Below are 20899 nucleotides of genomic sequence, written 5' to 3'. Positions count from 1 at the left end.
ACCTGCGAAGTCTGAAGAAAAAGAAGAATAAATAAGGAATGAGCAGTATTTTTTCAAATCTTAAAGGAGACAAGGTCATCTGGGCCACCGCGGGATTATTGGCAATTTTTTCGTTCCTGCCGGTGTATAGTGCCAGTAGCAACCTTGCTTACCTGCATGGAGATGGAGGGACCTTCCATTACCTGGTGGTGCATTTTTTCCACTTGCTCCTGGGATTCTGTCTGCTCTTTGCGGTGCATCGCGTGCCTTACAATTATTTCAGAGGGCTCTCTATTCTGCTTTTACCGGTAATTATTGTGCTGCTGGTATATACGGTGGCACAGGGAACCATTATTGGAGGAGCGTACGCCAGCAGATGGGTGCAAATCCCGGTACTTGGAGTGACCTTCCAAACCTCTACGCTGGCAGCTGTGGTATTAATGGTCTATGTAGCAAGATACTTATCTAAAATTACTGAGAAAACAGTGACCTTTAAAGAAACCATCTTGCCTTTATGGTTGCCGGTATTTTTAATTTTAGCACTCATTTTACCTGCAAATTTCTCTACCGCGGCCATCATTTTTGCAATGACGCTGGTGTTGATGTTTATAGGCGGCTATCCCGTGAAATATCTGGCTGCAATTATGGCCGCCGGCTTTTTAATGTTGACGATGTTTATCCTTACTGCAAAAGCTTTTCCTGGAGTTCTGCCCAGCAGGGTAGATACCTGGGCCAGCAGGATAGACAGTTTTACAAGTGATGAAGATACCGAAGCCGATTACCAGATAGAAAAAGCTAAAATTGCCATTGCCCGTGGTGGAATTGCCGGTACAGGCATAGGAAAATCTGTTCAAAGAAACTTCCTGCCACAATCTTCCTCAGATTTTATCTACGCGATAATTGTGGAAGAGATGGGATTAATTGGGGCTTTTGGAGTAATGTTTGCTTATCTCCTGCTGCTTTTTAGGATTGTAATTGTAGCAACAAAGGCGAATACCGTTTTTGGGAAACTGGTGGTGATGGGTGTGGGAATGCCCATTGTTTTCCAGGCTCTGGTAAATATGGCTGTGGCGGTGGAATTATTTCCGGTAACAGGGCAAACCCTTCCTCTTATAAGCAGTGGGGGAACTTCTATTTGGATGACCTGTATGGCACTGGGAATAATTTTAAGTGTAAGTGCCAAAAGAGAAGAGATTAAAGAAGCGGAAGCTCATGAACATGGAAATGATGAAGAGAATCCGTTAGATATTTTAAGTGAAGCAATTTAGGTGAAGGAGAATTTAAAGATAATATTATCTGGAGGAGGAACCGGTGGTCATATCTACCCGGCCATAGCTATTGCCGATGAGATCCGACGAAGGCAGCCAAAAGCTGAAGTATTGTTTGTGGGCGCCAGGGATCGCATGGAAATGGAAAAGGTGCCGCAGGCAGGATATGATATTGAAGGTTTATGGATTAGCGGGTTACAGCGAAAGATATCCCTTAAAAACCTGATGTTTCCATTTAAGCTGATGAGCAGCCTTAGCAAAAGCCGGAAAATAATAAGAAAATTTCAGCCTGATGTAGTGATAGGTACAGGAGGTTTTGCAAGTGGCCCCTTGTTAAGAGTGGCGGTTTCCCAAAAGATCCCCACGCTTATCCAGGAACAAAATTCTTATCCGGGAATTACAAACCGCATATTGGCTAAACAGGCAGATAAAATTTGTGCGGCTTATGAAGAAGTGTTCCGGTTTTTTCCGAAAGAAAAGACGGTCATTACCGGTAACCCTGTTCGTTTGGATTTGCTGAAGGTGAATGAAAAACGTGAAGAGGCGCAGCGGTTTTTCCACCTGGATAAAAGGAAAAAAACCCTGTTGGTTCTTGGCGGAAGTCTAGGGGCAAGAAGAATAAATGAGCTCATTGAAAACTGGGTACCAAAATTTGAAAAAGAAGATATTCAGTTAATCTGGCAAACCGGAAGGCTTTATTACGATGAATATAAAAAATATAATAGTGATCTGGTTCAGACGTACGAATTTTTGAACAGGATGGACTGGGCCTATGGCGCGGCAGATATTATAATTAGCAGGGCGGGTGCGGGCAGCGTTTCAGAATTATGCGTGGTTGGCAAGCCGGTGCTGTTTATTCCGTCACCAAATGTGGCGGAAGACCATCAGGCCAAAAATGCCATGTCGCTAACTAAAAATGAAGCGGCACTCACGCTTACCGAGGAGCAGCTGGAACAAAATTTTGAAGAAGAGTTTTTTGGTTTGGTGAATTCCGAAGTAAAACAAAAAGAACTGAGTCAAAATATTAAAAAAATGGCCCTGCCAGATGCCACCGCAAAAATTGTAGACGAGGTGGAAAAACTGGCAGGGAAATGAACATGATAAGACCTCACAGGTTTTTGAAAACTATGGGGTCTGATAAACCGAAATCCTGCAAGGTTTTCAAAACCTTGTAGGTCTGAAAAAGGAATCACACCAAATCTGAAAGGTTGCCAAAACCTGTCAGGTTTAATAGAAAGAAGATTTGAACGAATTAGATAACATACAAAACTTTTATTTTATCGGCATTGGCGGGATAGGCATGAGTGCGCTGGCGAGATATTTTCACGCGAAGGGCAAAAATGTTTCCGGCTACGATAAAACTTCAACTCTGCTAAGTAAAAAACTGGAGGAAGAAGGAATTGTTGTTGTTTATAAAGACGAAATCACGCAGATTCCGCAGCCTATTTTAGAAGATAAAAATACGCTTGTGGTGTATACCCCGGCAATTCCCGGCGGCCACGAGCAGTACAATTACTTCCTAAAAGAGAGTTATGAACTTAAAAAAAGAGCAGTAGTGCTGGGGCTGGTTACCAGGAACAAACTAACTCTGGCTGTGGCCGGCACTCATGGTAAAACCACCACAACTGCCATTCTTGCTCATCTTCTTAAAGAAACCGGGGCAAAAGTAACGGCTTTCCTGGGAGGAATAAGTGAAGACATTCAAAGCAATCTCATCATGCAGGGCGATGAAGTGATAGTTGCTGAAGCAGATGAGTTTGATCGCTCGTTTTTACAATTATCGCCCAATATTGCCGCTATTACTTCTATGGACGCCGACCATCTAGACATTTATGGCGAAAAGGAACAACTGGAGGCATCCTTCAGAAGCTTCGCCGCGCTGGTGCCTGCAACCGGTAAACTGTTAATTAAAAACGGCTTGCCACTGGACGGACTAACCATAGGAATTGAGGATAATGCAGATTATTCTGCAGTAAATGTAAAAATAGAAAACGGGGCCTATCATTTCGATTTAAAGACTCCCCGGCAAACCATAAGCAATCTAAAATTTTATCTCCCCGGCAAACACAATTTGCTAAATGCTATAACAGCCCTGGCAATGGCTGTTGAATACGGTTCCCCCACGAACCACCTGGCCAGGGCTTTATCTAGTTTTAAGGGGGTAAAGCGCAGGTTTTCCTATAAGATAAATTCTGAAAACCTGGTGTTGATAGACGATTACGCGCACCATCCTGCAGAAATTTCAGCGGTTTACCAGGCAGTAAGAGAAATGCATTCAGGCAAAAAGGTGCTTGCAGTTTTTCAGCCGCATTTATTCAGCAGGACAAAAGATTTTGCTGATGAATTTGCTGAAAGCCTTACCAAATTTGATGCGGTAATGCTGCTGGATATATATCCTGCCAGAGAACTTCCGGTAGAAGGGATTACTTCTACATGGCTGCTGGATAAAATAAGCAATCCAGAAAAAGAACTGGTTCAGAAAGATAATCTTTCGGCAAAAATAAAATCTACGCATCCAGAAGTGGTTGTAATGATGGGAGCAGGAGACATTGGAGAGGAAGTTGAAAAGGTGAAAATCGCATTGCAATGAAGGCGGGCTTAGGATATATAAAAGCAATTTTGCTTATCGCCCTGGTGGTATTCCTTTTTGGTTTTGCTGAAAAAAGGCAGAAGTCACGTAAAATCAGTACGGTGGAAGTGAAATTTACAGATACTGAAAATCTGTATGTCACTGAGGAAGCGGTTAATAAATTGTTGATACAAAATAAAGTGCCTTCCTCGGGCATAGGCAAAGAAACTTTAGATTTGAATAGGCTTGAAGAGCTTTTGAACAAGCATGAAATGATTGAAAATGCTGAAGTTTACGTAACTCTGGATGGTAAACTTGAGGCAAACGTAAGTCAGCGAAAACCCATAGGAAGGGTAGTGGGCAATGCTTCCTTTTACCTGGACAGGAATGGAGAGCTTATGCCGCTTTCCAACTATTATTCGGCACGGGTGCCGCTTTTGTTTGGATTTAACGGGGGAAATGTGAAAGAGGCCTATCCGCTCCTGCAGTATATTAGGAATGATGAGTTTTTAACACAGCATATAACAGGGATTACCCGGGTAAAACAAGGCCGGTTCAATCTGCAAATGAGAAAACTGGATTTCACGGTGTACTTTGGAGATGCTGAAAATATAGAACTGAAGTTCAACAACTTTAAAGCCTTTTATAAGAAAGCCTTTAAGGATAATAAGTTAGATGCCTACAGGAAAGTGAACTTGCAATTTGGAAACCAGGTTGTTTGCACTAAAAAGTAATTTATGGAACATAAGGAGATAGCAGTAGGATTAGATATAGGAACCACCAAGATTGTGGCCATGATTGGGCGTAAGAACGAATACGGCAAAGTGGAAATTGTTGGTATTGGCAAGTCTAAAAGCCTGGGTGTGCATCGTGGGGTGGTAAATAACATCACGCAAACCATCCAGTCTATCCAGCAGGCTATACAGGAAGCTGAAGCAGATTCCGGACTTAAAATCGAAGATGTGGTGGTTGGTATTGCGGGGCAGCATATAAGAAGCCTTCAACATAGCGACTATATCACCAGGCCAAACCCTGAAGAGGTAATAGATAATGATGATATCCATACCCTTTGCAACCAGGTGCACAAACTGGTAATGCTTCCGGGAGAAGAAATTATACATGTGCTTCCGCAGGAATTTAAAGTAGATGGGCAGGCTGAAATTAAAGAGCCAATTGGAATGTATGGCGGCAGGTTGGAAGCCAATTTTCACGTGGTGGTGGGCCAGGTGTCTTCCATCAGGAATATTGGCAGATGTGTAAAAAGTGCCGGCCTTGAGTTATCAGCCATTACGCTGGAACCTCTGGCTTCGGCAAATGCCGTTTTAAGCCAGGAAGAGAAAGAGGCCGGCGTTGCTTTAATCGATATAGGTGGCGGTACCACAGATCTGGCAATTTTTAAAGATGGTATTATCAGGCATACCGCGGTGATTCCTTTTGGGGGAAATGTAATTACCGAAGACATTAAGGAAGGTTGCTCAATAATTGAAAAACAAGCTGAATTGCTCAAGATTAAATTTGGCTCTGCCTGGCCGGGAGAAAACAAGGATAATGAGATTGTTTCCATTCCAGGTTTGCGCGGAAGGGAACCCAAAGAAATTACGCTTAAAAACCTTTCCAAAATTATCCATGCACGTGTAGTGGAAATTATTGAGCAGGTTTACCTGGAGATCAAGAATTACGGCCATGAAGAGCAAAAGAAAAAATTAATTGCAGGAATGGTGTTAACGGGTGGGGGCGCACAATTAAAGCACCTTAAGCAACTGGCAGAATATATTACCGGGATGGATACCAGGATTGGTTATCCTAACGAGCACCTTGCCGGTACAAATGATACCGAGACCACCAGCCCCGTATATGCTACAGCGGTAGGATTGGTAATGAATAGCCTGGAACAAAGCAAAAGCCGTTTTCAGGAAGAAGTGGTGCTAAAAAAAGAAGATGATGCCCACGAGCCTGGGGAGGAACTTTCTGATGAGCCGGAAGATGAAATTGCTTCCCGTGAAAACATTGGGCACCGCGAAAAACAGCCCAGGAAAAGCATTTTTGATAAGTGGGCAGAGAAATTTAAAGATTTTTTAGATAACGCAGAATAAAATATACAACCAGTAAAATTGAATATATGAGCAGTACAGAGTTTGGAGACATTTCATTCGATTTACCCAAAAATCAGTCAAACGTTATAAAAGTTATTGGCGTAGGAGGAGGTGGTAGCAATGCCATTAACCATATGTTCCAGTTAGGAATTAAGGGAGTGGATTTTGTGGTTTGTAATACCGATGCCCAGGCATTGGAAAACAGCCCCGTTCCCAATAAGATCCAGCTGGGGGTAAGTCTTACTGAAGGACTTGGTGCAGGCGCAAATCCCAGTGTAGGGGAGCAGGCTGCAGTGGAGAGTTTTGACGAGATTAAGCAAATGCTGGATGTAAATACCAAAATGGTGTTTATCACCGCTGGAATGGGCGGAGGTACCGGTACTGGAGCAGCCCCGGTAATTGCCAAACAGGCGAAGGAAATGGGAATTCTCACGGTGGGTATCTGTACAATCCCTTTTCAGTTTGAAGGGAAAATGCGGAATGAACAGGCTCAACTGGGGGTGGAGAAACTCCGGTCTCATGTAGATTCTCTTATTGTAATTAATAATAACAAACTTCGCGAAGTGTATGGGAACCTTGGCTTTAAAGCTGGTTTCTCTAAGGCCGATGAAGTGCTGGCAACGGCTTCCAGAGGTATTGCAGAGGTGATTACCCATCACTATACCCAGAATATTGACCTTCGTGATGCCAAAACTGTTTTAAGCAATAGTGGTACTGCCATAATGGGTTCTGCAAGTGCTTCTGGGGCAGACAGGGCGAATGATGCCATTAAGAAGGCATTGGATTCCCCATTGCTTAATGACAATAAAATTACTGGTGCTCAAAATGTATTGCTGCTTATCGTCTCTGGTTCAGAAGAAATTACTATTGATGAAATTGGGGAAATTAATGACCATATACAGGCAGAAGCCGGGCATAGTGCCAATATCATTATGGGAGTGGGAGAAGATGAAGAACTTGACGATGCCATCTCTGTTACCATTATCGCTACGGGTTTTAATGTGGAACAGCAGGATGATATTGTAAATACCGAAGCAAAAAAGATCATCCATACGCTGGAAGATGAACAAAAAGCAGAGCATGAGCTAACCACTAAAAAAACTGGTTATTATTCACCTGCGTTAGAAGATAAGCCGGAAACTCCTGAGGAGCCTAAAGAAAATAAAATTGTTCACACTCTGGATGATGAAGCTGAAGAAGTGGATGAGGTTGGCAATATTGCTCCTAAACAGGAAGTAAAAAAGGAAGTAAAAAAGGAAAATAACCTTTATACCCCACCATTTGCAAAAAAAATGGAAGTGGTTTATGAAGAAATTGATCCTGAAGATTTTGTTATTAATGATACTTCTGAAGAAGCTCATCAGTCAGAGATGAAGGAGACTGAAGATGAAGCTTCAGAAAATGAAGATCAAATTATGTTTACTTTCGACTTCCCTGTAAATGAAGAAAATAAAGAGGTGAAACCGGCTGCTTCGCGGCAGGCTAAACCTGAAGAAAATAATAAGGAAGATCAAAGAAGTAGCCGGGAGACCAGGAATATAGAAGTAAATGAGCCTGTAGAAATTATCCCGGTAACAGAGAATTCAGCAAAAGGCGTGAAGCGTTACAGCCTGGATGATTATATGGAGTTCGAGCAGAAACTTGAAAATTCAAAACCTGTAAAAAAAGAAGAGCCTAAAGATGAAACCATAGCTTTTGAAAAGAAAACAGTGGCTCCACAGCCAGAAAAGCGGGAGCATACAGATGATGAAGATCCTTTTAATAATCCTATTTCAGAAATGCTTATTGAGCGTGCAGCAGAACGGCGTGCAAAAATGAAGGAGTTCAATTATAAATTCCGGAGTAATGCCGCTCAAATTGACGAGATAGAAAAGCAGCCTGCTTATAAGCGTCAGGGGGTGGACCTTGACCAGACCAAGCCCGGGGAAGGGAAACTTTCCAGGACCAGCCTAGGGAAAGATGATAATGACGACCTACAGTTCAGAAAAAATAATTCTTTTCTACATGATAATGTAGATTAACACCTGTATTAATTTAAAAAAAAAGGTTCCGGATTGCCCGGAACCTTTTTTATACTGGCCAAATTCACCTTTATCTTTGTGTATTCACTGCTTCATTATCGCTTCTTCTTTTAATAAGGGAAATTCCGGCAAAAAAGAAAATTACTCCAAGAATGGTAAGTGCCCAGGGGCTAAACATTAAGGCAATACTGCCAAAAATTCCTAATACGCCAAAAACCAGAGCAATTGCGCCTCCAATAGTCATAATTAATCCTATAATCTTAATCATTATATTAAATTATTGGTTATTGTATAAAGTTAGCGAATCCTCTTTAACCATTTAAAGAGCTTAACATTTTTTGGGAATTCCTAATTCCAATAGACCATAAAGTATTTAAACCGGGCATCATCGGGAATTTGTGAGGCTCTTATTTTAGTTTCGGTATCATACCTGAGGCTGGAAGGTAGCTCCTTTTTATCTATGGTTACATAAGCATTAATATCATCCAGAAAAACCACGGCAGAGGTCATGGTATTCTCGATCCTGGAAATATTGTAATGGGTTACTATATCTTTAAAAGTGCTGCCCACACTAAGCCCTTCTTTAGTTTCATAGCGAGGGTCCATAATCCTTATATATCCAATGGTGCTTGTAGAATCGAATTCCTGAAGTGGTTCCAGGTACAATAGTGGCTGTCCTCCTTTTTCGTAAATGCGAATCTCGTCTGTAGACCTTAGTTGTTCTGCTCCGCTGGTTTGGGTAATAATGGAATCTTCCTTAAAAATGGAATCCAGCTGGTTAAGCTGTGTTTCTCTTTTTAATTTTCCTACCTGGGTGGTGGTGATAAGGTAAGGATCATGCTCATCATTATTACATGAAAACAACATCGCTCCGGATAATAGTAGAAGTAGCAGGTTTTTTTTCATTGCAGATTATTTCAATAATTTGTTTAAAACGCCCATTACACCTCGTATAAATGTGGCGCTGGTTAACACTTTTATAATGGCTCCTTCGGTTTTTCCGGAGCTTCTATGGGTTGTTGTTTTGCTTACTTTTTTACGTTCTTTTTTTGCTTTTTCCACGGCCTGTTCCCTGGTTGCCTCTGCTATTTTTTTATTCAGAAGTTCATAAGCGCTCTCCCTGTCAATGCTTTCATTGTATTTAGCTGTTAATGCAGAATTGCTGGCAATTTCCTCTAATTCTGAAGGGCTGAGAATATCCATTCTACTCATGGGAGCTCTCAACATAGTTGCCGCAAGAGGTGAAGGCCTGCCTTTTTCATCCAGTGCTGTTACCAGGGCCTCTCCAATACCTAACGCTGTAATCTCATTTTTTGTATCGTAATATTCTGATTCCGGATAATTTTCTGCTGTGAGTTTGATCGCTTTCCGATCTTTTGCGGTAAAGGCCCGTAGCGCATGCTGGATCTTTAGTCCTAACTGTCCTAAGACTTCCGCAGGAACATCTGTAGGATTTTGGGTTACAAAATAAATTCCCACACCTTTAGAGCGTATAAGTTTAATGATACTCTCAATCTGGTTTTGTAAAGCTTCTGAAGCTTCGTCAAATATGAGGTGGGCTTCATCAATGAACATGACGAGTTCCGGCTTATCACTATCTCCTTTTTCGGGAAAGGTAGTATAGATTTCGGCCAGCAGGCTTAGCATAAAAGTAGAAAATAAAGCAGGCTTATCCTGTATATCGGTAAGTCTTATAATGTTAATATAGCCTTCGCCATTTTCATCCTTACGTGTTAGATCCTTTACTTCAAAAGAACGTTCCCCAAAGAAGCGCGCTGCGCCCTGCTGTTCCAGGCCAATGATTTTACGTAAAATTGCGCCGGTGGAAGCAGAAGAGATACGGCCGTAATCTTTTTCAATTTCCTCACGGCCTTCATCTGTAACATATTGCAAAACTTTCTTTAAATCTTTAAGGTCGAGCAGGGGGAGTTGGTGGTCGTCACAATATTTAAAAATTATTGACATAATCCCTGCCTGGGTGGGAGTTACATCTAAAATCCTGGAAAGCAAAACCGGGCCAAACTCACTTATAGTAGCACGAAGTTTAACCCCGTTCTGTTCAGAAATACTTAAGAACTCAACAGGGCTGGCATTGGGTTTATAGGGGAATCCTATTTTTTTATGGCGTTCATATAAAAACTCCTCGCCATCAGACGCTTTTGCAATCCCACTAAGATCGCCCTTTACATCCATTAACAGCACGGGAACACCTTTTTCTGAAAGGTTTTCTGCAAGGATCTGGAGGGTTTTGGTTTTTCCTGTTCCCGTGGCACCTGCTATAAGCCCATGCCGGTTCATTGTTTTTAAAGGAATTTTTACTGCGGCTTCTGGAAGCGTTTTTCCATTGTACATTCCTGCACCTAAATAGATGTAATCTCCTTTTGGATGATAAGCTTTAGCAATATGGGCAATAAAATCCTTTTCATTTTTCATTGGATATAGTTTTATACCACAGCTGGCTGTAGTAATTTAATGGAACCTTTTTCAGCATTAATTTCAGCATGAATACCATTGGGAATGGTCATGTTATCATCAATATGGCCAATCATTGCGCCCGTGAACGCAGGGATATCCAGAGGTTTTATATACGAATCCAGCACTTCTTCCAGGGTGAGGGAGCCGTAGCCGCTGCCGCCGGGATCACAGTCGGTGCATTTTCCAAAAACGAATCCGCTTACTTGCTTCAGCACACCGCCCAGGCGCAACTGGGACATCATACGGTCTACCGCATAAATCTTTTCGCCCACATCTTCTATATACAGAATTTTCCCTTTCCAGTCTGTCGGAAAATATTCGCTTCCCATAATTCCGGTTAATACGGAAAGGTTTCCTCCCAGCAGCCTGCCTTTTACTGTTCCTGGAGTAATTGTACGAATTCGGTTTTGAGTTTGCACCAATTCATCTCCTTTCTCTGAAGGATTCATTAATACCGGCATGTCTTTGTTAAAAAGAATATCCTTAAGATGGGTGGCGCTAAAAGAATTCCATGTAGAAACCGCTACTGGAGCGTGGAAGGTTATCAATCTGGTCATTTCAAAAATTGCCAGGTGTAAAGCAGTAATATCGCTATAGCCAATAAAAATTTTCGGGTTCTTTTTGATCAGGTTATAATCCAGTTTATCCAGGATGCGGGCAGAGCCGGAACCGCCCCTAAGCGCAATAATAGCATTTATAGATTTATCGGCAAACATAGCATTAAGTTCAGCAGCACGTTGTTCATCGGTTCCTGCCAGGTGGCCATACCTGCTCCTGGTAAATTGCCCGAATTTTACTTTTAACCCCATCGCTTCAAAAGATTCCCGGGCAATATCGTAAGGCTCAGATTCAAAAATAGCGCTGGCCGGGCTAATAATGCCAATGGTATCCCCTTCTTTAAGCGCCTGCGGACGGATGATTTCTTCTGAAATGTGAAAGTTAAAATTGCTGCTGAAAGAACTAAGCGGAATAGCCATTCCTGCTGTTCCAATATTGCGTAGAAAATTTCTTCTTTTCATTTTACAAGCTTCGTGTATCCCGAAAATAGGCATTTTAGAGCCTTTTTGCAGAATTAATTTCTAATATTTCTCTTTTACAATCTGGATGATTTCTTCCATTTCGCGTTTTAGGCTGGAGCTAGGCACGGTATAATTACTGTTCATAAAGCTAAAAATTAGCACCCTGCCGCTATCGGTTTTTATATAACCGCTAAGGCTGTGATTGTTTCTTAAGGTTCCGGTTTTCGCAAAAAGGTAGGGTTCTTCAGCTTTATAATAATTTTCGAGCGTACCAGATTTACCACCCGTAGCCATCATGCTGAAAAGTTTTTCCTGCGGCACTTCAGCAAGAATTTTTTCAAGCAGTTTTACCATAGTGCGGGGAGTAAAAAGATTATAGCGGGAAAGGCCGGAACCGTCGTACCACATAGGTTCATCTGGTAAATCCTTTAAATAATGCTCCTTCATATAATCAATTGCGATTCTAGTTTTTAAAGTGTCTGAAATTTTATGGGCTGCCATAAGCAGGATTTGTTCAGCAATAAAATTATCGCTCACTTCCAGCATGCGTTTATACATACTATCTGCGGGAATGCTGTAAAGTGTTTTGTTTAGCTGAAGTTGTTGTGGCTTTGCCTTTAAAATCTTCACCTCCTTGTGCAGGGTGTCGCTAAGAAGGTTTACGAGTAAGGCTGAAGAAAATTTCAGCGGGACATTTTGTTCGTCTTCTTCAGGTCTTGGAAAGTTTTGATATGTAAATTTGTTACTTTCTATACTACGGCCAATATTGTCATCTTTTGGTATTCTTTTTAAAATGAATAACGAATCACGGAATGCTTCCGGATAAATTTGAGGAAGAGTGTCCCTTGTACCAAATTTAAAATTTACAAGGTTTCCATACACCGGAAACACCGTCCTCTCAGCCGAATAATATGCATCATAGTCGTCCCAGGCCCAACCCGGCCCTAAATATTTTTCCGTATAAACCGGGGGCAGATAATATAGTTTTTTACCTGAATTTCTTAAAAATGAAAGCACGTTGGATTCTGGCAATTTCGGGTTTAAGAAAGAAGGGTCGCCGGTGCCGGTAAAAACAAGGCTGTCTCCTTTATAAGTATACTGAAGGGCCGGAACAGAATCTCCTAAGATCTTCAGGCCGGTGTAAAATGTGAAAAGTTTGGTGTTGGAAGCCGGGGTAAAATATTTCCCGGCGTTATGGGTATAAAGAAATTCTTCCTTTACAGGATCGTATAAAGCAAATCCTGCAAAACCATTTTCAAAAACAGGATCTGTAGTAAATGTTTTTTCAATGTTCCGGTTAAATCGCTTTACTGAAGAACAGGAAATACAAAAAACCAGCATTGGAAATAGAAACAATGAAAACAACATTTTTCTGAAAATCACTTCGCATAACTGAAAAAATAACAAATTTCTCATTTTAAATTATTATTAAGATAAATTTTAGGATTACACGCGCAATACATCAATATAAAGTTAAATTAATAATGTATTTTTAAGTATATTGCTTTATTATTTGTAAAAAATTAACAATATATAAAACTGGTTTTTACAAATATAGGTTTACTAATCAATCAAAAAATTTTAATCAATGAAAAACAAAATTACGTTATTGCTCTGTTTGATTTTGTTTCAAATCACGGGCATGTATGGCCAGGAAAGAGTTGTTTCCGGCCAGGTGACCTCTGCAGAAAATAATTTAGCCTTGCCTGGGGTAACCGTCATGGTGCAGGGAACGAACCAGGGAACCGTAACCGATTTTGACGGAAATTATTCTATTGAGGTAGATGAAGATGCTGTTCTTGTCTTTTCCTCAGTGGGTTTTGAAACCCGGGAAATCGCAGTTAATGGCCAGGCGGTTATCAATGTAAGCATGGGTGAAGACCTGGAAAGTCTTGATGAGGTGGTGGTGACTGCCCTGAATATTTCCAGGGATAAAAAATCCCTGGGTTATTCCACCCAGGAGGTAGAGGGTGAAGATATTAATATCACCAATAATCAAAATGTAATTGGAGCACTTTCCGGCCGCGTTGCCGGGGTGCAGGTTACCGGTTCTTCGGGTGCCAGTATGGGAGGCACTCAAAAAATCAAAATACGTGGTGTAAATTCTATTACCGGCGGAGGGGAACCTTTAATAGTGGTAGATGGTACGCCTATTTCCAATTCCAACTTTGCGGGAAGCGCTGGTGCAGATTATGGAAACCTTGGGCAGGATATTAATCCATCAGATATTGACCATAAATGTTTTAAAAGGCCCAACAGCTTCAGCTTTGTATGGAATAAGAGGGCAATACGGGGTGATTATGATCACCACCAAAAAAGGAAAAAGGGGAATGAAGGATATTCGGGTGGAATTGAATTCTTCAGCAACCGCTGAAATTGCGGGAAATTTTCTTCCGAAGCAAAATTTATATGGCGCCGGTTCCAGCCTTGAATTTCCCACTTTAGATAACGGGGATCCTTATGTGCAATTAAACTATGATGAAAGCTGGGGCCCAAGAATGGATGGAACTCCCGTTCGCCAGGTCTTTAGTTTTTATCCGCAGGATCCAACCTATGGGCAGTTAACGCCTTTTGTCCCTCATCCAGACAATATTGAAAATTATTATGAAACCGGCTGGAATTTTAATAATACAATAAGTGTTTCCGGGGGGAGTGAAAATACAACTTACCGGCTTAGCCTGAATGATACACGTATTGAGGGAGTGGAACCAAACACGCATTTGAACCGAAACAACATTAGTTTGAACGCCAGCCTTGATATCCTTGAGAACCTTAGGGTTTCCACCAACATCAACTATGCAAGAAATAGTGCCATAAGGCCACAACAGGGCTCAGAGTTTGGGGTTGCCTATGTAAATCAATGGTTCCAGAGAAATCTTGATATGGAAAGATTGAAGGATTACCAGTATGATGATGGGACCTTTCTTCATTGGAACCTGGAAACACCAAATAGTGAAACAGGTGAAATTGATGATTTTGAACCCCTGTACTGGAATAATCCATATTTTGAAGCCTACGAAAATTATTCTACAGATAATCGCGACAGGTTCTTTGGCGATGTGAGCCTTGCATACCAGCTTACTCCGGAAATTGAGATTACCGGGGCATTGCGTTCAGACATGTATACCCAGAATATTGATGACAGAACGGCTTTTGGGGGGAAAGATACCCCGGGCTATTTTATAGGAAAATATCAAAATAAGGAAATGAACTATGAACTGATTGGAAGATACAGCAAAAAATTTGAAGATTTCTCCCTGGATGGGACTCTGGGCGGGAACATTTATAACAGGGATTATACTTATTTGTCTATGGCTACGGTAGGGGGGCTTACCGCACCTGGATTCTATAACATCGCAGCATCTATAGACAGGCCGGATGTTACTTCCTATAAATTAGAAAAGGAATTAAGGAGCTTTTTTGCGATGCTCTCCCTGGGTTACCAGGATACTTACTTTTTAGATGCGTCTATTAGAAATGATGTTTCTTCTGCACTACCTGAAGATAACAATTCATACTGGTATCCATCTGTAAGTGGAAGTGTGGTTTTTAGTGAGTTCTTTGATTCTGAAACACTTTCTTTTGCAAAATTAAGAGCAAGTTATGCCAAGGCAGGTTCAGATTTGAGTCCTTACCAGATTAACCAGGTTTTTGAGGTTGGTAATGTTTATGATGGCGTTAACACTTCTTATGTTCCAGATAACCTGAATAACCCTTTTATAGACCCATCTTTTGCCCATTCTTATGAAGTGGGGACAGATCTTCAATTCTTCGGAAACAGGATTGGGGTAGATTTTACTTATTACGTTCAGAAGAATAAAAGCCAGATTATTAGTTTGAATGTATCGGGCGCTAGCGGTTATGGCTCCAGTACAATTAATGCCGGGCTTATCCAGAATAAAGGTTTTGAAATAAGCCTCACCGGTTGCCCGGTTTATAATGAAGAATTTAGGTGGGATGTTCTTTTCAATTTTAGCAGAAACCGAAGCGAGGTTGTAGAACTGTCACCAGATTCAGATGTTTATCCTTATGATTCCAGTACTTATTCCAGTGTGACTACCTATTTGAATTCTTATGAAGGAAAACCTTTTGGTAGTCTGGTTGGGCAAGCTTATCAGCGCGATGAGGCCACAGGAGAGATTTTACTGGGTGACGATAATATGCCGTTGTACACAGATGCCACCCACGATTTTGGTACCGTACTCCCGGATTTTACAGGAGGCTTTCAGAACACTATCTCCTACAGGAATTTTTCACTTGCGGCACTTATCGATTTCCAGGGTGGAGGGCAGTTTTTCAGTAGATCTAAACAGTTAGGAGTGAGAACAGGCCAGGATCCTATCACAGCTGCCATTAATGACAGAGGGAATAATGTTCGTGATCCCGTTGAAGAAGGCGGTGGTGTGAGGGTTACCGGTATTTCAGCTTCCACGGGAGAACCCGTAGAGGCGTATGTAGATGCACGTTCTTATTACAGGAATGTGGTTGGCCGGCGCATTTATGAAGAATGGTTATTTGACGCTTCTTATATTAAGCTGAGTGAAATTAGGCTGGGTTACACTTTTAATGCAGAGGTATTAAAAAACTTACCTTTTAAATCTGCAAATATCGCCTTGATCGCAAGAAATCCTGCAATGATCTGGCAGGAAGCTCCAGATGGGATTGATCCTTCTTCAATTTCAACAGGAGCCCAGAATATAAGCTGGTATGAATCTGGCCAGCTTGCCACCGTTCGCTCTTTCGGCATAAATCTAAACTTGGTATTTTAAAGAAAAGAACTATGAAAAACTTACATCTATACAGCTTATTACTGTGCTGCCTGTTTTTTTCCTGCAGCGAATTTGAAGATGATATTAATGTAAACCCTAATCTGCCCAGCCAGGCTTCAGGAACCCAGCTTATTGCAAATGCCGAGTTATACCTGCCAGGGCTTGCATCATCACCAAAGGGAGAGTTTATGGCACAGTACCTTGCAGAAACACAATACGTAGGGCAGTCTTTATATCCTGAAGAAAGCACCAGCTTCTATAGTTATTACCAGGGGCCATTAATGAATTTGCAAACAGTGCTTATTTCTGATGATATAAGCTCTTTGGAAGGTCCTGTGCCAAATCAAATTGCAGTCGCAAAAATTCTAAAAGCCTATTTCTTCTGGAATTTAACAGACCGCTGGGGAGATATACCCTATTCTCAGGCGCTACAGGGATCGGACAATCTTACACCTGCTTATGATACACAGGAATTCATTTATACAGATTTGTTTTCAGAATTAAAAGAAGCTAATGCCATGATGGTTTCAGGCGATATTCAAAATGAAATTATATATAGCGGGAAGATGGAAAAATGGCGAAAATTTGCCAATACAATACGTCTTTTTATGGCGCTTCGGCTTTCTGAAGTAGATCCCGCTATGGCCCAACAGGAATTTACAGCCGCTTTAAATGATGGGGTTTTTGAATCTAATGATGATAATCTGGTTTTTCAGCATTTAGCTGAAGAGAATAATCAAAGCTATTGGTATGATCAGGTAGTAGATAGTAACAGGGAGTGGTGGGCGCTAACTGAAGATTTGGTGGAAGAAATGAAACCTGTGAATGATCCCCGCCTGGAAGTGTACGGAAATCCTGCAAGGGCCAGTGGAGACTTTATTGGTTTAAAATTTGGAGAAGAAGACAATATTGGAACTGAAGAATTTTCTTTGCTGGGTTCAGCAATCTATGCGCAGGATTCCCCGGTTTACCTGGCTACTTATGCACAGGTTCTTTTTGCCAAAGCAGAAGCCTCTCTTAGAGGTTGGATTAACGAAGATGCAGAAATGAATTATAATGAAGCGATACGTAATTCCATTATGCAATGGACTGGTAGTGAAGATGGAGTTGATGAATTTCTGGCTCAGGATGATATTTCTTTTGATGCAGATATGGGTATTGAACAAATCTCAAATCAGCGTTGGGTACACTTATTCATGTTTGGGTATGAGGCCTGGAGCGAGTGGAGGAGGACAGGTTATCCCAATGACCTTGAAATGCCAAATGGCAGGGAAATTCCCAACAGGTTGAGTTATCCCGAAAATGAATCTTTTAATAATGAAACAAATTATGAAGAAGCCATTGAAAGGCAATTTGGGGGAGATGATAGTATTTACGGCCATGTTTGGTGGGATGTTGACTAGCGATAGCAATACAGAGCCGGCAATTTGCCGGCTTCTTTGTTTTCTATAATAAGGCACTTATATGTCCACTACTTTTTTCGAAATCCTTTTCTCGATTAACAGCTCTTATTAATCTCTCGCAAACAGAAAATTAAAAGTAAGAGATTCTGTATCTTTGCACGCTATGATTACAAAAGAGACGCAGGAATTAGTAGATGAGGGGATCATGCTTCCGTTAATGGAAGATTTTTATACCATCCAGGGAGAAGGATTCCATAAGGGAACGGCAGCTTATTTTATAAGAATAGGCGGTTGCGATGTTGGTTGTCACTGGTGCGATGTAAAGGAAAGCTGGAATGCAGAACTTCATCCTCCCACTCATATTGGTGAAATTGTGGAAAAGGCGAGTTCCTTTAGTAAAACCGTGGTAATCACCGGCGGGGAGCCGCTTACCTGGGACATGACCAAAATAACTGAAGCTTTAAAAAATAAGGGCTGCAATATTCATATTGAAACTTCTGGCGCTTATAAATTAACAGGCACCTGGGACTGGATTTGCCTGTCTCCAAAAAAGATAAAACTGCCTACGGAAGAAATTTATGAAGTAGCCCACGAGCTTAAAGTGATCATCTTTAATAAACACGATTTCAAATTTGCCGAAGAACAGGCAGAAAAAGTGAATGAAAATTGTATTCTTTACCTACAGCCGGAGTGGAGTAACCGTGAAAAAATGATGCCGTTAATTGTAGATTATGTGATGAAGAATCCTAAGTGGAAGGTTTCCCTGCAAACGCATAAATATCTTAATATTCCATAAAAAAAGCGCCTCGTTAAAAGGCGCTTTTCTAATGTCTTCTTGAATCTTCTTTTTACATAGTTTCTTTAAAAGGAACTTTAATGTAGCTGTCATCCCACCCAATAAGGAGATTTGCCCCATCTTCTACCTGCTCAAAACCCATAGATAATGCTTCTATGTTGTTAGGTGCTTTTCTTACAGGTACATTAATTCTTACAAGGTCCTGTTCGCTTGAATATTCATAGGCACCCCAGGTATGTGTTTTCTTATTTAAGATTACAGTCCATTCTTTTTCTTCAGGAATAGTATATAAGGTGTAAGTTCCTTTAGGTACGGTTTCTCCTGCTACTTTCATATCTTCATAAAGAGTAAGTTCTGTGGCTTCGTTCGCACCGGTACGCCATACTTCTCCGTAAGGAACCAGTTTTCCAAAGATCTCCCGCTCCCTTTTCTGAGGCCTGCTGTATATTACTCTCGCCAAAGGCACGTTGTCCTGATTGCGGTAGAGCGCCAAATCCATGGGGCTGGCATCCAGTTTGGCAAAATTAGGGCTTGTTGTGTCTTCATTCTGTGCAGTTACTGATGGTATTCCTGCGGTTAGTACAAGACCAATTACTGCTATTACTATCTTTTTCATTATTTGTAAGGTTTATAATATTAATAGTTTTAATTTTTTTTAAAGATACCCTTAGAAGGAGCTATACAATGTTAAAAAAGTATTTAGATGCTGTTAAAATTTGAAAATTTTACATCTCTCAAAAAATCCTTCAGGATATAAGCACTTTGCTATTCTTAGAATTTAAATATACAAATTTTTGTTTTCAAATGAAAGCATTGATGGATATAGTGTTTATTTACTGTAACCATGAATGCATATTTGTATCAAATTATTAAAGCAAACATCATGTGTGGAATTTTAGCAGTAATCGGAGAACGGTTAAGTAAAGAGAAAGTAAGCAGCCTGTCTAAGAGAATGTCTCACCGCGGGCCAGATGAAAGTGATGTGCATGTAACCGAAGAAGGTTATGTGCTGAGTCACGAAAGACTTTCAATCGTAGATTTGGAAACAGGAAAACAGCCCATCCAGGGAACTTCTACTGCCTGGATGATTCATAATGGCGAAATATATAATCATCAGTCACTAAGGGATAATGAACTTAAACATCATAAATTCAGGACTACGGGAGATTCAGAAGTAATTGTTCATCTTTATGAAGAATATGGTTACGATTTTCTGGATAAACTGGATGGTGTCTTTTCATTTGTAATTGTGGATGGAAAGGATTTTATCGTAGCACGTGATCCCATTGGTGTAAAACCACTCTATTATGGAACAGATGATGAGGGTGCCATATGGTTCGCGAGTGAAATGAAAGCTTTGGCAGATCAATGTTCAAATTTTGCAGCATTTCCTCCGGGACATTACTACACTCCGCAAACCGGTTTTGTGGAATATTACACCCCGGATTGGTTTGATTATAAAAAGGGAACACAAAAACTTGATCTTACCAAAATAAGAGAAACGCTTATTGAAGCCACCAAAAAGCGTTTAATGGCAGATGTTCCTTTAGGAGTGTTGTTAAGCGGAGGGCTTGATTCTTCTTTAACCTCTTCTATTGCTGCACGGCTTATGGAGGGCACCGGCCAGAAATTACATTCTTTTTCCATTGGTCTTGATAAAAGTGCTCCTGATCTTATTGCTGCCAGAAAAGTTGCTGAATTTCTAGGTACCGAGCATAGTGAAATTTATTTTACAGTAGAAGAAGGTATAGAGATCCTTAAAAAACTGGTATGGCATCTGGAGACTTATGATGTCACTTCTATCAGGGCAAGCACTCCAATGTATTTCCTTTCTAAAGCTATAACTGAAAAGGGTGTAAAAGTAGTGCTTTCCGGCGAAGGGGCAGATGAGATCTTTGGAGGTTACCTTTATTTTAAAAATGCTCCTTCGGCTGAAGAATTTCAGAAGGAAACCATAAGAAGGGTGCAAAGGCTGGCAACTGCAGATTGTTTAAGGGCAGATAAATCTACCATGGCACATGGGCTTGAGGCAAGGGTTCCATTCCTGGATAAGGCTTTCCTTAAAGCTGCAATAGAAACAGAGCCTGTGGCAAAAATGCCCGGTTCTCATGATGGTGTTGAAAAATATATTCTAAGAAAGGCATTTGATACCCCAGAGCGTCCATTTCTTCCGGATGAGGTGCTTTGGAGACAGAAAGAACAATTTAGCGATGGTGTGGGTTATAGTTGGATAGATGAGCTTATCGCTCATGCTTCAGCACAGGTAACAGATACGCAAATGGCAACAGCAGAAAGCAAATATCCATTCAATACCCCTACAACAAAAGAAGCTTATTTCTACCGGGAAATTTTCCACAGTCATTTCCCTCAGGAAAGCGCCGCAAGAACCGTTAAAAAATGGGTTCCAAAATGGCAGGCCGATTTAGATCCGAGTGGAAGGGCAAACACTTCCCACGTAGCTTCAACAGCTAAAAAACAACTTGAAGAATTAGCCAAAGTTTAGGCAA

General features: G+C 41.0%; 16 protein-coding genes and 1 pseudogene. 11 read left to right on the top strand and 6 right to left on the bottom strand.

Going from position 1 to position 20899, the window contains the following annotated elements:
* The first annotated feature begins 38 nt into the window (after nt 1-38).
* From AB8M93_RS08095 to ftsZ, 6 genes are all read left to right on the top strand, one after another.
* Nucleotides 39-1247, top strand: coding sequence for an FtsW/RodA/SpoVE family cell cycle protein (locus AB8M93_RS08095; protein ID WP_373057070.1), 1209 nt, complete (start codon nt 39-41; stop codon nt 1245-1247).
* Entirely contained in the window at nt 1248-2342 is a 1095-nt protein-coding gene (gene murG / locus AB8M93_RS08090; protein ID WP_373057069.1) for an undecaprenyldiphospho-muramoylpentapeptide beta-N-acetylglucosaminyltransferase, read from the top strand.
* A 148-nt stretch (nt 2343-2490) separates the two neighbouring features.
* Nucleotides 2491-3837, top strand: coding sequence for a UDP-N-acetylmuramate--L-alanine ligase (gene murC / locus AB8M93_RS08085; protein WP_373057068.1), 1347 nt, complete (start codon nt 2491-2493; stop codon nt 3835-3837).
* On the top strand, nt 3834-4550 hold the full coding sequence (locus tag AB8M93_RS08080) for a cell division protein FtsQ/DivIB (protein ID WP_373057067.1): 717 nt from the start codon (nt 3834-3836) through the stop codon (nt 4548-4550). Before murC ends, AB8M93_RS08080 begins: the two co-directional genes overlap by 4 nt.
* A 3-nt stretch (nt 4551-4553) precedes the next feature.
* Nucleotides 4554-5909: a cell division protein FtsA gene (gene ftsA, locus AB8M93_RS08075; protein WP_373057066.1), complete on the top strand. Its 1356-nt coding sequence runs from the start codon at nt 4554-4556 to the stop codon at nt 5907-5909.
* A 26-nt stretch (nt 5910-5935) separates the two neighbouring features.
* The gene (gene ftsZ, locus AB8M93_RS08070; RefSeq protein ID WP_373057065.1) at nt 5936-7930 is read left to right on the top strand and encodes a cell division protein FtsZ; all 1995 of its coding nucleotides are present in this window, start codon (nt 5936-5938) and stop codon (nt 7928-7930) included.
* A gap of 70 nt (nt 7931-8000) precedes the next feature.
* On the opposite strand, the gene AB8M93_RS08065 is transcribed toward ftsZ, so the two are convergent.
* The 5 genes from AB8M93_RS08065 to AB8M93_RS08045 all read right to left on the bottom strand — a co-directional run bounded on the left by AB8M93_RS08065 (nt 8001) and on the right by AB8M93_RS08045 (nt 12840).
* Nucleotides 8001-8198, bottom strand: a complete 198-nt coding sequence (locus tag AB8M93_RS08065) for a hypothetical protein (protein ID WP_373057064.1) — start codon at nt 8196-8198, stop codon at nt 8001-8003.
* Between the two features lie 80 nt (nt 8199-8278).
* A complete protein-coding gene (locus tag AB8M93_RS08060) occupies nt 8279-8836 on the bottom strand; it encodes a hypothetical protein (protein ID WP_373057063.1) in 558 nt (185 codons plus the stop codon).
* A gap of 6 nt (nt 8837-8842) precedes the next feature.
* A complete protein-coding gene (locus tag AB8M93_RS08055; RefSeq protein ID WP_373057062.1) occupies nt 8843-10363 on the bottom strand; it encodes a helicase HerA-like domain-containing protein in 1521 nt (506 codons plus the stop codon).
* 11 nt (nt 10364-10374) lie between these two features.
* Nucleotides 10375-11424: a S66 peptidase family protein gene (locus AB8M93_RS08050; protein WP_373057061.1), complete on the bottom strand. Its 1050-nt coding sequence runs from the start codon at nt 11422-11424 to the stop codon at nt 10375-10377.
* Between the two features lie 60 nt (nt 11425-11484).
* Nucleotides 11485-12840 (bottom strand): D-alanyl-D-alanine carboxypeptidase/D-alanyl-D-alanine-endopeptidase, encoded by a 1356-nt coding sequence (locus tag AB8M93_RS08045; RefSeq protein ID WP_373057060.1) that lies wholly within the window; start codon nt 12838-12840, stop codon nt 11485-11487.
* A 172-nt stretch (nt 12841-13012) separates the two neighbouring features.
* On the opposite strand from AB8M93_RS08045, the pseudogene AB8M93_RS08040 reads away from it, so the two are divergent.
* The 4 genes and pseudogenes from AB8M93_RS08040 to AB8M93_RS08025 all read left to right on the top strand — a co-directional run.
* A pseudogene (locus tag AB8M93_RS08040) lies at nt 13013-13273 on the top strand (carboxypeptidase-like regulatory domain-containing protein); the annotation flags it as partial.
* A gap of 292 nt (nt 13274-13565) precedes the next feature.
* Nucleotides 13566-16193 (top strand): SusC/RagA family TonB-linked outer membrane protein, encoded by a 2628-nt coding sequence (locus AB8M93_RS08035; RefSeq protein ID WP_373057059.1) that lies wholly within the window; start codon nt 13566-13568, stop codon nt 16191-16193.
* 11 nt (nt 16194-16204) lie between these two features.
* Nucleotides 16205-17596, top strand: coding sequence for a SusD/RagB family nutrient-binding outer membrane lipoprotein (locus tag AB8M93_RS08030; protein ID WP_373057058.1), 1392 nt, complete (start codon nt 16205-16207; stop codon nt 17594-17596).
* A gap of 163 nt (nt 17597-17759) precedes the next feature.
* The gene (locus AB8M93_RS08025; RefSeq protein WP_373057057.1) at nt 17760-18392 is read left to right on the top strand and encodes a 7-carboxy-7-deazaguanine synthase QueE; all 633 of its coding nucleotides are present in this window, start codon (nt 17760-17762) and stop codon (nt 18390-18392) included.
* A 52-nt stretch (nt 18393-18444) separates the two neighbouring features.
* On the opposite strand, the gene AB8M93_RS08020 is transcribed toward AB8M93_RS08025, so the two are convergent.
* Nucleotides 18445-19008 (bottom strand): DUF2911 domain-containing protein, encoded by a 564-nt coding sequence (locus AB8M93_RS08020; protein ID WP_373057056.1) that lies wholly within the window; start codon nt 19006-19008, stop codon nt 18445-18447.
* A 267-nt stretch (nt 19009-19275) separates the two neighbouring features.
* On the opposite strand from AB8M93_RS08020, the gene asnB reads away from it, so the two are divergent.
* On the top strand, nt 19276-20895 hold the full coding sequence (gene asnB / locus AB8M93_RS08015; RefSeq protein ID WP_373057055.1) for an asparagine synthase B: 1620 nt from the start codon (nt 19276-19278) through the stop codon (nt 20893-20895).
* Nucleotides 20896-20899 lie beyond the last annotated feature (4 nt).

The organism is Autumnicola aciditolerans, from assembly GCF_041679265.1.
Lineage (GTDB): Bacteria > Bacteroidota > Bacteroidia > Flavobacteriales > Flavobacteriaceae > Autumnicola.
The sequence above is the reverse complement of the archived record's forward strand: the minus strand, read 5'-3'. Positions and strand labels throughout refer to the sequence as shown.